Raw genomic sequence first — 12839 nt, forward strand, 5'->3', positions numbered from 1 at the left:
TTTTTCTGGTAATCGATCCGAAGACGTGTTGATGCACACGCGGAACCCTGCCCGGGTACCCGGTTCGGGTTCCGTAAAGCGGGTCCGCACATCGCTCCCGCGTGCAGGCAACGTGGCACACCAGCGAAAAAGGACGACAAGATGAACACCGCTCAGAGCAGCGCCATACCAGGGAAAATGTTTGATACTGAAGATCTGCGGGCGAAATACCGTGCAGAGCGGGACCGTAGGATCCGTTCCGATGGCCTGGGCCAGTACCGGAGCGCCGCCGGGCAGTTTGGGTACTACGCAAAGGACCCCTATACCGAGCGCGCCAAGCGTGAACCACTGACGGATCGTGTTGAGGTGCTTGTCATTGGCGCTGGCTTCGGTGGCCTGCTCGCCGCGACACGGCTGCGGCAGGAGGGCGTCGAATCGATACGTCTGATGGACGAGGCAGGCGATGTCGGAGGGACCTGGTACTGGAACCGGTACCCGGGAATTCACTGTGATATCGAGTCATATGTCTATATGCCGCTGCTGGAGGAAGTCGAGTACGTCCCGAACTGGCGGTATGCGCCGGGAGAGGAGATCCGGCAGCATGCGGTGGCGGTGGCCAAGCGCTTTGACCTGTACCGGGATGCTCTCTTCCACACCCGGGTAACCGGGCTGACGTGGAACGAGGAAGCTGAGGAGTGGGTTGTCCGGACGGACCGCGGCGATGTGTTCAGGGCCCGCTTCGTCATCACATCATCGGGTACGTTGACACAACCTAAGTTGCCTGGAATTCCAGGGATAGAGACGTTCCGGGGGCATACGTTCCACACCAGCCGCTGGGATTACGGCTACACGGGCGGCACCGCCGACGGCGGACTGACCGGCCTTGCCGGTAAGCGCGTCGCCGTCGTGGGAACCGGCGCAACGGGCATCCAGATCATCCCGCACGTGGGACGGGACGCTGACCAGCTGTTTGTCTTCCAGCGCACGCCATCCACTGTTGATGTACGGGACAACCGCCTGACGGATCGGGACTGGGCGGCGTCACTGCAGCAGGGATGGCAACGGGAGCGGATGGAGAACTTCCTCGCCGTCCTTGCTGGTGAACCCGTGGAGGAAAGCCTTGTGACCGACGGCTGGACTGCGACCGTTGCGCTGCAACGAAAGATGTTGACCGGTGCGGTGGACACCAGCCTGAGCCCGGAGGAGCGGGAGCTGCAGGACGAACTCGCGGACTTCGAGACGATGAACCGGATCCGAGCACGCATAGATGACGTCGTGTCGGCAGCAGAGACAGCGGAGCTGCTGAAGCCGTGGTACCGCTACATGTGCAAGCGGCCGTGCTTCAGCGATTCCTACCTGCAGACCTTCAACCGGCCAAACGTCACTCTGGTAGACACCGCCGACTTCGGCGGCATCACGGCAATGACCGAGACGGCCGTCGTCGTGGGTGAGACGGAATATGAAGTTGACTGCGTTATTTTCGCCACAGGATTCGACGTCGGTGTCTCCGGCGTCGTCTCGGGCACCCTCCCGGTTGTCGGGCGGGGCGGGCGCCCCTTACTCGAAGCCTGGGCCGACGGGCCCCGCACTCTGCACGGGTTCTTTACCCATGGCTTCCCCAACCTCTTCCACCTGGGCCCTCTCCAAAATGCGAACTCAGTGAACTTCGTACACATCCTCCAGGAGCAGGCCGAACACATCGCAGCCGTCATCTCCCGCGCCCGGGCAACGGGAGCACGCGTGATTGAACCAACGGAAGCATCAGAGGCGGAGTGGGTCCGGACTGTGCTGGCGACCGCGTCCGACACTGCAGCGTTCCAGGCCGAATGCACACCCGGCTATTACAACGGCGAGGGGACCCGCACGATAGGCGGCACGTCGTTCAGTCCCGGCCCGGTAGTCTTCCACCGCCTGCTGAGGGACTGGCGCCAAGGCGACATGCGCGATGTCCTCGCGCCGGTCCAGACTGGGGCGCCACAATGAGCCCGGCACTGACCTTGAAGATCGCTCCGCTGGCTGCCGTATCGTCCCTAATGCTGGCGCTTGCACTGGCTGGATGCGGCACCACGGAGCCCCATGAACCCGCCCCAGGAATCAAGAAGCCCACAGAACAAACGGCAAAAGAATTGCTCCAGGTCACATCAGTCCATGAGGCCACCGCAATGACATTGCTGGAAGGCCCAACCTTCGGTCCCAACGGAAACCTGTATCTCGTCGATGTCACAGCGCCTCCGGGAGCCCCGAAGGTCCTGCGGATTAACCCCGAAACGGGTGAGACCACCACCGTCTACACGGATGACACCAGCGCCTTCACGTCAGCTCAGTTCAGCCCGAGGGACGGGCGCCTGTACATGACAGACTTCATGGGCGGAACAATCCAGAGCATCACATCCGACGGTGATGATCCGAAGCTGCTGTTCTCGGGCCCGGTGCAAGGGACACCAATGAACCCGGATGACATCGCCTTTGATAAGGAAGGAAACCTGCTGATTACCGACGCACGTGGCTCCCAGGACCCCTACTGGAAGCCGCAGGGGCGCCTGATACACATCAACGGTGTGACCGCCGAGGCCACAGTGCTGGCGCAGGACCTGCCTGCACCCAACGGGATAGCCTTCACCTCAGGCTACGACGGGCTGTGGGTCACCCTGAATACAGCCAACCGCATTGACTACCTCCGTCTTGACGAAAGCGGCCAAGGGGTCCTGACGGCCCACCCCGGAATCCACGTGGACGCCGGCGTCAGCCAGGTCGACTCCGCCGCAGTTGATGCCGACGGGAACCTCTACGTTGGTCTGCACAACCGCCCGGCGGTCCTCGTCTACGACGCCCACGGCGAACTGGTCTCCACAATCACCATCCCCGGCACGGACGGCGGACTGTCCTCCGCGACCAACATCGCCATAAAACCAGGCACGACAGATGCTTATGCGACCGTGAGCGGCGAGGCCGGCGGATGGCTCTTCACCTTCAACGCCCTCGGCGAGGGCATACGGCAATCCAACGGTGGCTAACCGGAACTGCTTCCACGGCGTCCAATGCCGCTGACGCCGGCCTCGAAGGCCTGCGAAAGCGGCATGGACCACGCTGCGGCGGATGCCGGTCGAGAGAGCCGGGGGCCGTGTCACCCGGTGGGCTGCTGAGGCTATTCGTCCCCGGGGGAGGCGATGAACTGCATGAGCCTCTCCATGAGGTGAAGCGTCGGCCGGTCCGGATCAAGAAGGAACTGTATCCGGAGGCCATCGATCATGGCCAACACCATGGTCACCTTGTCACTGGCGCTGAGTTCCTCGCTGTCCTGCGTAGTGGCAAGGCGCTTGCTGGTGAAATACTGGCGCATCTTCTCGCGCCGGGCGGTGAAGAAATCGTGTGCCGGGTGGTTGGGATTTGTTGCCGCTATCGTGATGGCCAGCCAGTTTCGCAGCTGTTCGGGATGCGCAAACTCCTCGTGAAGCATGCTGCTCAGAACGCGTTCCCTGGGCACCTTCGATTCCATGATGCTGCGGGCGAGGTCCAAATCGTCGGTATCTCGTTGCGCGAGGGCGGCCAGAAGGAGATCATCCTTCGTGGCGAAATGCCGGAGCAGTGCCGCGTGGGTCACGTTCGCCCGGGCTGCAATGTCCCGAAGGGAGGCTCGCTCATAGCCATGCTCGGCAAAGCTTGCTGAAGCGGCACGCACGATCTCCGCCCGCCGCGCCGGAGTTGAAGCGTAAGGGCCGCGGCGCCGTGAACCGGCCTTTTGTCCATCGGTGGCTTCGGAAGTGGTTGTCACGGAACTGGTCCTTTGTGTTTTTACCGACAGCGGCTTCGAAAAGAGGTCTTGCCAATTGTATCCACGATGGCTACTATTCTGGAATGTAACCACGATGGTTACTATTTACTGGGTTGGACGTCAATGCCGCCCAATTCCGTCCCCGACGCGTGGGCGAAGAGCCACCCGATAAAGGAGTCACAGGTGACTACAAACGAGCGAGAGGCCACTGGCCTTGTCGAGGGCATTGCGGCTGACCTGCCGGTGCCAGGTAACCAGCCCCCCACTGGCCAGGCCGACAACACTCTTGGGACCGCGGCCGAGGAGCCCCAGTTGCCGGTGAGCCGGGGCTATATTTTTTGGCTGATGCTGGCCAGCTTCGGGGCATCGATGGCGATGATGGTCCCGCTCTCCTACGGCATCGCGGTGCGGATTACTGAACTGGCTCCTGGCCGGGAGGAGATCCTCGGATACATTACCGGCACCGCGCAGCTGATCTATCTTGTCCTCAGTCCAATGGTCGGCATCTGGAGTGACCGCATGCGCTCCAGATTTGGGCGTCGCACCCCGTTCATCTTCTTGGGCACGGCGATTGGTCTGTCCGGCCTGATCGTGATGGGCTCGGCCCCGAACCTGCTGATCGTGGGCGCAGGCTGGGTCTTGGGCATGACGGGATGGTCAATTTCCGGTGCGGCGATCCAGAACCTGATGGCCGATAAGCTGCCTGAGCAACAGCGAGGACGGGTGTCCGCACTCACCGGGCTGATGACACAGATCGCGCCGGTTCTTGGCATCGGGATCGCCTACGCGGTGTCCTCGAGCACTCTGCTCGTCTTCGTTGTGCCCGGTGTGATCGGCGCCGTGCTCCTGGCACTGTTCCCGCTCATCAAGCCCGAGGGCAGCTCCAAGAATCTCGCCATCCATTCGGGCGTCACCGCGAAGTCGCTGGTCGCCAGTTACGGCTTCAACGTGCGCAAGTACCCCGATTTTGCCTGGAACTGGCTGGGCCGGTTCGTGTTCTTCATGGGCCTGTACTTCAACACCACCTTCGGCACCTTTTTCTACGCCCAGCGCCTCGAACTCCCTGTCCGCGAAGTCGCCGGTGTCGTCGCAACCATCGGCATGCTGGGCGTCGTCGCGGCCGCCGGGGGAGCGCTGCTGGGCGGGTTCCTGTCCGACAAACTCAAGCGCCGGCGCCTGTTCGTGGTCATCGCTGCGGTTCTCTTCGTCGCAGGTGCGGTAGCCGAAGCCTTTGCCTGGTCTTTGCCCCAGCTGATCCTGGGTGCAGTGCTCATGCAGACGGCGATCGCGGTGTTCGCGACCGTGGATCAGGCCATTATCTTCGCCATCCTGCCAAACCGCACGGAAACCGGGCGCTACATGGCCGTCGTAGCCTTCGCACAGAAGATTCCCAGCGCCGTCGCCCCCCTCATCGCATCCCTTGTCATCACATTGGGTGCCGTGGGAGCGGAGAAGAACTACACGCTCCTGTACCTTTCCGGCGCTGTCCTGGCCCTCGCGGGCGGCTTAGTCATCGCCTCCAAGGTCAAATCAATCCGCTAGAAGCACCGCCGCACCAAAGGAAGAAGGACCACTAATGGGCGAAGTGCCCTACGATCTGACCGTTGACAGCGGCGGCGATCAGTTCCCGGTAACAGGGCCTGCCCCCAGGCTGTCCTGGAAACCCGCTTCAGACGGCTCTACCCGGGAGTTTGAGCTCCAAGCGATTGTCGACGGCGCGCCACAGCAGTCGGCAACGACCACAGGCCACCTGCATATGGCGTGGCCGTGGGCGGCGCTGCGCAGCCGGCAAAGGGTGCAGTGGCGTGTACGGCCCGCTGTGATGAGCGCCGACTGGTCGGAGTGGTCTGCCTTCGAAGCCGGACTCCTCGACCCAGACTGGACCGCCTCATGGATCTCCCCGGTGGAGACTGGGGCCCCTGGCTACGGCCAACGTCCCGCGCATATCCTGGCCGCCGGCTTCGAGCTGCCCAGCGAGGTAGTGTCAGCCCGCCTTTACGCGACGGCCCTCGGTATCTACACCGCTGCGGTCAACGGACAGCGGGCAGGAACCGCCGAACTTTCCCCCGGATCGACCTCGTACGACCACACGCTGTACGCGCAGGCGTCCGATGTAACCGCCGCCCTCAAGCCCGGGCAAAACCGGGTGGAAATTGAACTCTCCGACGGCTGGTACCGAGGCCAGGTCGGCGCGTTCCGACTTCCTGCCGGCTGGGGCACCACCCTCGCCGCACGCGCCGAACTGCACATCGAACTCAAAGACGGCTCCCATCACGTCGTCCTCACAGACGACACGTGGACATGCGCACCGTCCACGACGGTCCGCGCAGACCTCATGGACGGGCAAACCGTCGATTTCAGGCAGCCTGCCGCGCCACCGGCGAAAGCCCTCGCCGGCGTCGTCGAGGGACCGGCCATCGATTGGTCGCCGGCTCCGCCGGTGCGCGTCATCGACTCCCGTCCGCCAACGCGCATCTGCGAGGTCAGGCCGGGGGTGTGGGTTGCCGACTTCGGCCAGAACGCATCCGGATGGATCCGGCTCGAAGACCTTGGACCCGAGGGCACGCGGACCGTGATCGAGTACGGCGAACACGTTGACCCGAGCGGTGACCTCTCCACCTCCCACCTCGACTCCCACCGGCCCGGCGAGCCGGCGAGAATCTTCTCCCAGCGCGATGAAGTCACAGCCGGAGCCACCAGCGCTTTCTTCGAACCGCGCCACACGGTGCATGGTTTCCAGTACGCCCGCATCAGCCGTGACAGAACCAACCTGGATCCGTCAACCCTGACAATGCAGGTCGTCCACAGCAACCTGGAGCGTACGGGTGACTTCTCCTGCAGCAACGAGGACCTCAACCACCTCCACCGGATCGGCGAGTGGAGCTTCCTCGGAAACGCCGTGGATGTACCGACAGACTGCCCCACGCGCGAACGCCTGGCCTGGACGGGGGACTACCAGGTGTTCATCTCCACAGCCACCAGGCTCCGGGACGTTCTCGGCTTCAGCCGGAAATGGCTGCGCTCCGTGCGGAACGACCAACTCGAGGACGGACGCGTCGCCAACTTCTCCCCGGACGGACGCCGGATCAAGAACAACCTCGATGACCAGTTCGCCATGATGACAGGGTCCGCCGGGTGGGGGGACGCCATCGTGGCCGTGCCCTGGGAACTGTACAAGGCCTACGGTGACCGTGTAGTTCTCGAAGAGAACTGGGACGCAATGGTTCGCTGGGTCCAGTGGGCCCTCGAGAAGGCACGCACCACCCGCCATCACGGGCGGGCTAAGGCAACTCCCGAGCCGGAGCCCTTCGAGGAGCACCTGTGGGATGGAACTTTCCACTGGGGGGAATGGACAGAGCCGAAGAAGAGTGACGCTGACGGGAACCTGATCGACCCGGTCCAAGACAATCCGATGGCCTGGTTCATGGAGGACAAGGGCGAAGTCGGAACAGCATACCTTTACCGGTCCACAGCAACACTCTCCAGCATCGCAGCGGCCCTTGGTCGAACCGATGTCGCTGCAAAGTACGCGGAGATCGCTGACTCTGTCCGGGACGCGTGGCGCTTGGCTTACCTGGGCCCGGATGGAACGACCGTTGCTGACACCCAGGCCAGTTACGTCCGCGCACTGGCCTTCGGGCTGGTGCCTGTGCAGGTCCGGGAGCGTGCGGCCGATCGCCTTGTCGAGCTCATCCGCTCCGCGGATACCCATCTGGGAACAGGATTCCTTTCAACGGGAGACCTCCTGCCCGTTCTCGTTGATGCCGGCCGGGCTGATGTGGCCTACGAGCTGCTCCTGCAACGCACCGCGCCGTCGTGGCTGTACATGGTCGATAAGGGCGCAACAACGATCTGGGAATCGTGGGAGGGGATCGACGACGAAGGTAACGCTCACGATTCGCTCAACCATTACAGCAAGGGGACCGTACTCCGGTTCCTTCACGAGCACACGCTGGGTTTGCGGCAGGCTCCTGAATCGGTGGCCTGGAGTTCGATCGTGATCGCCCCGACGCTTGGCCCCGGACTGACCTGGGCGCGTGGATCCCACGAAACACCAAACGGAACCATCGCTGTCCATTGGCAGCTCGATGGCGACGAGCTGCGTATCGACGCCGACATCCCCGCCGACACTGCCGCACGGATCGTCTTCCCTGACGGTTCCGAGCACAGGGCCGGACCGGGCAGGTTCCGTGGCGTGCGGCCTGTTTCCCTTGAAACCGCAAGAGTCTGATGACGCCGCAACAAACCATTTTGACAGGCGTGTCCGGTCAGGGCACCACAACAATCACCATAAGAGGATGACATGACGACTTTTCCTAACGGCTTCCTGTGGGGCGCCGCAACCGCCGGCCACCAAATCGAAGGCAACAACGTCAACAGTGACTGGTGGGTACGCGAGCAGACCACACCCGGAATGGAACTCTCCGGCGATGCCTGCGACAGCTACCACCGCTACCGCGAAGACATTGCCCTGCTCGCGGACGCGGGCCTGACTTCCTACCGGTTCAGCCTCGAGTGGTCCCGGATCGAACCTGTCTCCGGGCACTTCTCCAAGGCAGAGCTCGCCCACTACCGCCGCATGATCGAGTACTGCTTCGAACGGAACGTGACGCCCGTCGTCACCCTGCAGCACTTCACAACCCCGCAGTGGTTCGCGAACGACGGCGGCTGGCTGGCTCCTGATGCGTCCGAGAAGTTCCAGCGCTACGTCAAAGCCACCACAGCCATCCTCGACGGGGTCGAGTGGGTGGTCACGATGAACGAACCAAACATGCAGGCCGCCATCATGACGGCCATGCGCCGGATGCAGCAGAGCCCGGACGCCCAGTGGCAGAGCCCCACCGTAGAAGGGGAAGAGGAGCAAAAGAAGACACACAGCGAATTCCTCACCTACGCAGATCCCGAAATCGGGCGCACCTTCACCACCATCCACCACGCCGCCCGCGCCATCATCAGGGCCAACACCAGCGCCAAGGTCGGATGGACCATCGCTGCCGGAGCCCTCTCAGCCGCGCCCGGCGGCGAAGAGAAACTGCTCGAAATCCGGTACGGCAAAGAAGACGTCTACCTCGAAGGAAGCCGCGGCGACGACTTCGTTGGCGTGCAGGCCTACTCCAGCCAGGAAGTGGACGCGAACGGCCTCGTCCCGCACCCTGCCCACCCCGACAACACCCTGGTGGGCACTGCATACCGCCCGGACGCGCTCAGTATGGCCGTCCGCCACGCCTGGGACGTCACCGGAGGGGTGCCCGTCCTCATCACCGAGAACGGCATCGCAACGGCCGATGATGAACAGCGGATCAACTACACAAGGGAAGCACTGCACGGCCTGAAGAACGCCATGACGGAGGGCATCGACGTGCGCGGCTACCTCCACTGGTCACTCCTGGACAACTTCGAGTGGGGACACTGGGAACCCACCTTCGGCCTAATCGCCGTCGACAGGGACACCTTCGCCCGGACGCCCAAGCCAAGTCTGGCATGGCTCGGCGGCGTCGCCCAGCACAACGAACTCGACGTCGAGGTCCGTTCATGACCACGGCTTTCGCCGACGTCTCCGCGACACCCGTGGCTGACCTCCTGTCTCTGAATGGTCGGCAGGCGGTAGTCACCGGTGGCGGGCAGGGGCTCGGCAAAGCCATAGCCTTCCGGCTGGCAGAAGCCGGTGCCAACGTCCTCATCGGCGACGTCAACGCAGAGAAGGCCCACGCCGCAGCGGTCGAAATCACTGAACGCTTCGCGGTTCGGGCACGTGGTGTCGCCATGGACGTCACCGACTCCGAATCAGTCCGGGCCGCCGCCGAAACCGGGGCCGAAGAGTTCGGAGGAATCGACATTTGGGTGAACAATGCCGGGATCTTCCCGAGCATGCAGGTTCTCCAAACACCCGATACAACCTGGGAGGAAGTGTTCGCCGTTAACACGCGGGGCGTCTTCAACGGCTCCCGCGAAGCTGCACGCCTCATGAGCGGCAACAACGGGGGAGTCATCATCAACATCGTCTCTACCGCCGGATTCGCAGGAACCGCACCAGGACTGTCTGCCTACGTCGGATCCAAACACGCCGTCCGAGGCATGACGAAGCAGATGGCGCTCGAATTCGCTCCTCTCGGAATCCGTGTGCTCGGCGTCGCCCCGACCTTCGTACCCACCGAAGGCAACATGGCCGCGGCTGCAGCACACCCCCGCACAGAATCAAGCGGGGCGATGGCGGTCATGACAAACAGTCTCATCGGCCGCATGGGAACCCCGGACGACATCGCACGGGTTGTCCTGTTCTGTGCCAGCGACCTGTCCACCATCATGACCGGAAGCACGCTCCTCGCGGACGCGGGACAAACTATTTGAACCCCACCAAGCCCGGTGCCGGCACACAACGTGTTGCCGGCACCGCGCCGGCTTGTTCCCGGGTAGCCTCCGGGGAAAGTAGCCCGTTCATCAGGTGATACCCACACCGACAGTCGATGCCTGTCTGCGGCAGGCAATGAAGGCGCGCCGGGCAATGTAGCCTGCTGCCCCGGGAAGGATCGGTGCCAGAACTATGACGACGGACGACCATAACGGAGCAGCCTTGCAACACAACCAAGGGGGTAGGGCCACCGCCACTATTTACGACATAGCCAGGTTGGCCGGAGTGAACCCGTCCACGGTGTCCCGGGCGCTGAACAAGCCGGGAAGGGTCAGCACCCAAACGCGTAAGCTCGTCGAGGCCGCCGCCGTCGAGCTGAACTACCAGGTAAATCCAATGGCCCGGGCGTTGCACACGGGCCGGACCAGTACCCTCGGTCTGATCGTCGCCGACATCACCAACCCGACATTTTTCAACGTCATCCGCGGGGCGGAGAGCACAGCTGTCTCACGTCACTACACCCTGATACTGGCCGAGTCCTCCGAGTCCGCTGCCACCGAACTGACTGCGGCACGCCGGATGATGCCCACTGTGGACGGCCTCATTCTGGCAAGCCCCCGCATGGGGGATGACGACATCAGGACCCTCGCACGGGAGAAGCCCGTGGTTGTCATTAACAGCGAGGTGGAAGGGGTCTCGTGCGTCACCCCCGATGTGGGAAAGGGCATTAGCCAGGCCCTCCGAAGCTTGGCCGCCAACGGACACAAGAAAGTTGCCTTCATCGCCGGGCCCCCGCAGTCATGGATGTCTGCCCGACGGTGGGAAGGGGTGAAGGCCGCTTGCGAGTGGTCCGGGATCGAATCGCTGCGCTTCGAATCCACCGAACCCACGGTCGAGGGTGGCCGCCTCTTGGCGCGTGATATCAGAGCCAGCGGCGCGACCGCGGTCATGGCCTACAACGACCTCTTGGCAATCGGACTCATGCAGGAACTTCAGGCCGCAGGAATATCGGTGCCAGACCGCCTCAGCATTGTCGGCTTCGATGACATTTTTGGCGCAGACTTCACCACACCGCCCCTGACCACTATCCGTTCACCCCTCAGGGAATGCGGAGCACTGGCCGCTGCACGGATGCTCGATCTACTCACTGGCGTCCATGACCCAGGTGAGGCCCTTCGCGCGGAAACCGAGCTAATACTCCGAGGCTCCAGTGGACGACTTCTCGTGGGCTGACCGACGGCCCGATTCCTCACCTCCCACAGCCGAGATTCTTCCGCCCGCGGACTGCTGCCTCTGATAATGAGGGACTTCATGGTCAACCGCCGGCCCGCAGGGCACCAGGATTTCGCAAGGGTAGTTTGCGCTGCACTATAAGTGCAGTATGATGCACTTTATGGATGAGGCTACAACTGCCCTTGCGACGGCGATCGGCAAACGCGTGCGGCAGGAACGGCAGTCGCGTGGCTGGACCCTGGATCAGCTTGCGGATACTGCAGGGGTGAGCCGCCGCATGTTGGTCAATGTCGAGCAGGGTGCCGTGAACCCCAGTGTGGGGACTTTGCTGCGGATCAGCGATGCGCTGGGCACCGGGCTCCCGGCGTTGGTCGAATCTCCCCGCCCCAAGCCGGTGACCGTGACGAGAAGTGGTGAAGGCGCCGCCCTGTGGACCTCCGCATCAGGTGGATGCGGCGTGCTTGTCGCCGGAACTGAATCACCGGATGTGGTTGAGCTGTGGGACTGGACCTTGGCACCTGATGACCGGCATCAGAGTGAAGCCCACTCGCCGGGCACGAAGGAGTTGTTGCAGGTCCAGGACGGAAACGTCACCGTTGTGGTCGGCGGTGAGTCCTATTTGCTCGAGGCCGGGGACGCTGTTTCGTTTCCCGGCGACGTCTCCCACTCGTACGCAAACCCCGGGCCCGGGCCAGTAAGGTTCTCGCTGGCGGTTTTCGAGCCTGGCGTCGGGGCGGGACACCAGAAGAAGGCTACAGATGCGTAACCCGGAGACGCTTCAGAATTTTCTGGGCGGCGCGTGGGTGGATGCTTCGGTTTTCTCGTTGCGGCCGGACTACCGAGCTGTCCTATTGGCGGTGGACGGGCTGGTCCCGGGCCCGAGCGACGAGGCATCTGAAGCGTTGCTGCAGGCGGCGGAGGTCTCGGCCAGGAAAGTGCTGGATGGCCGGGCGGTGGAGGATCTTCCTCACGTTGCCGCGTGGCGGGTGGCCTACAAGTCCTTCGGTGCAAAGCCGCAGCGCACCCGGAACAGTCTTGAGGCGCTGCTGCGCCGCACAGCGTCGGGCTTGCCTAGGGTGAACCGGCTCACCGACGTCTACAACGCCGTCTCCGTCCTGCATCTGGTCCCGGTGGGTGGCGAGGATTTGGCCGGTTACGCCGGGCCGCCCCGGCTGCTACGCGCCACCGGCAGGGAGCCCTTTGACGCTATCGCCGGCGGTGCTGAGGTGCTCGAGTACCCGGAGCCGGGCGAGGTGGTGTGGCGCGATGATGCCGGGGTGACCTGCCGGCGCTGGAACTGGCGACAGGGCCACAGAACCGGACTCAGCGAAGACACCACAACGGCACTCTTCATACTCGACGCCCTCCAGCCCATGACCGATGAAGCGCTCGAAGCCGCCGCCGATGACCTGGCCGACCGGCTGGCCCGGTTCGGGCCGGACGTCAAGATCACCCGCCGCCGGATAGCAGCGGTCCCTACAGTCAAGGAAGGAAACTGACATGCGC

10 protein-coding genes are annotated in these 12839 nt (G+C 63.4%); 9 read left to right on the forward strand and 1 reads right to left on the reverse strand.

The annotated features are described in order from the left end of the window. The first annotated feature begins 141 nt into the window (after positions 1-141). Positions 142-1962: an NAD(P)/FAD-dependent oxidoreductase gene (locus J2X42_RS12665; RefSeq protein WP_310165619.1), complete on the forward strand. Its 1821-nt coding sequence runs from the start codon at positions 142-144 to the stop codon at positions 1960-1962. 179 nt (positions 1963-2141) lie between these two features. Continuing rightward, the gene (locus tag J2X42_RS12670) at positions 2142-2993 is read left to right on the forward strand and encodes an SMP-30/gluconolactonase/LRE family protein (protein ID WP_310165621.1); all 852 of its coding nucleotides are present in this window, start codon (positions 2142-2144) and stop codon (positions 2991-2993) included. 131 nt (positions 2994-3124) lie between these two features. Here J2X42_RS12670 and J2X42_RS12675 read toward each other — a convergent pair whose 3' ends face one another. Then, the gene (locus tag J2X42_RS12675) at positions 3125-3751 is read right to left on the reverse strand and encodes a helix-turn-helix domain-containing protein (RefSeq protein WP_310165623.1); all 627 of its coding nucleotides are present in this window, start codon (positions 3749-3751) and stop codon (positions 3125-3127) included. 123 nt (positions 3752-3874) lie between these two features. On the opposite strand from J2X42_RS12675, the gene J2X42_RS12680 reads away from it, so the two are divergent. The 7 genes from J2X42_RS12680 to J2X42_RS12710 all read left to right on the forward strand — a co-directional run bounded on the left by J2X42_RS12680 (position 3875) and on the right by J2X42_RS12710 (position 12832). Next, positions 3875-5293, forward strand: a complete 1419-nt coding sequence (locus tag J2X42_RS12680) for an MFS transporter (RefSeq protein ID WP_310165625.1) — start codon at positions 3875-3877, stop codon at positions 5291-5293. Between the two features lie 34 nt (positions 5294-5327). Next, positions 5328-7982, forward strand: coding sequence for a family 78 glycoside hydrolase catalytic domain (locus J2X42_RS12685; RefSeq protein WP_310165626.1), 2655 nt, complete (start codon positions 5328-5330; stop codon positions 7980-7982). Positions 7983-8054: 72 nt separating this feature from the next. After that, positions 8055-9287: a family 1 glycosylhydrolase gene (locus J2X42_RS12690; RefSeq protein WP_310165628.1), complete on the forward strand. Its 1233-nt coding sequence runs from the start codon at positions 8055-8057 to the stop codon at positions 9285-9287. After that, the gene (locus J2X42_RS12695) at positions 9284-10099 is read left to right on the forward strand and encodes an SDR family oxidoreductase (protein ID WP_310165631.1); all 816 of its coding nucleotides are present in this window, start codon (positions 9284-9286) and stop codon (positions 10097-10099) included. The genes J2X42_RS12690 and J2X42_RS12695 overlap by 4 nt, the downstream gene beginning before the upstream one ends. 193 nt (positions 10100-10292) lie before the next feature. After that, entirely contained in the window at positions 10293-11333 is a 1041-nt protein-coding gene (locus J2X42_RS12700; RefSeq protein WP_310165633.1) for a LacI family DNA-binding transcriptional regulator, read from the forward strand. A 160-nt stretch (positions 11334-11493) separates the two neighbouring features. Further along, complete coding sequence (locus J2X42_RS12705; RefSeq protein WP_310165634.1) at positions 11494-12099, forward strand: XRE family transcriptional regulator; 606 nt, start codon at positions 11494-11496, stop codon at positions 12097-12099. Beyond that, complete coding sequence (locus J2X42_RS12710; protein WP_310165638.1) at positions 12092-12832, forward strand: phenylalanine--tRNA ligase beta subunit-related protein; 741 nt, start codon at positions 12092-12094, stop codon at positions 12830-12832. The genes J2X42_RS12705 and J2X42_RS12710 overlap by 8 nt, the downstream gene beginning before the upstream one ends. Positions 12833-12839: the final 7 nt, after the last annotated feature.

Source organism: Arthrobacter sp. BE255, assembly GCF_031457335.1.
Taxonomy (GTDB): domain Bacteria; phylum Actinomycetota; class Actinomycetes; order Actinomycetales; family Micrococcaceae; genus Arthrobacter.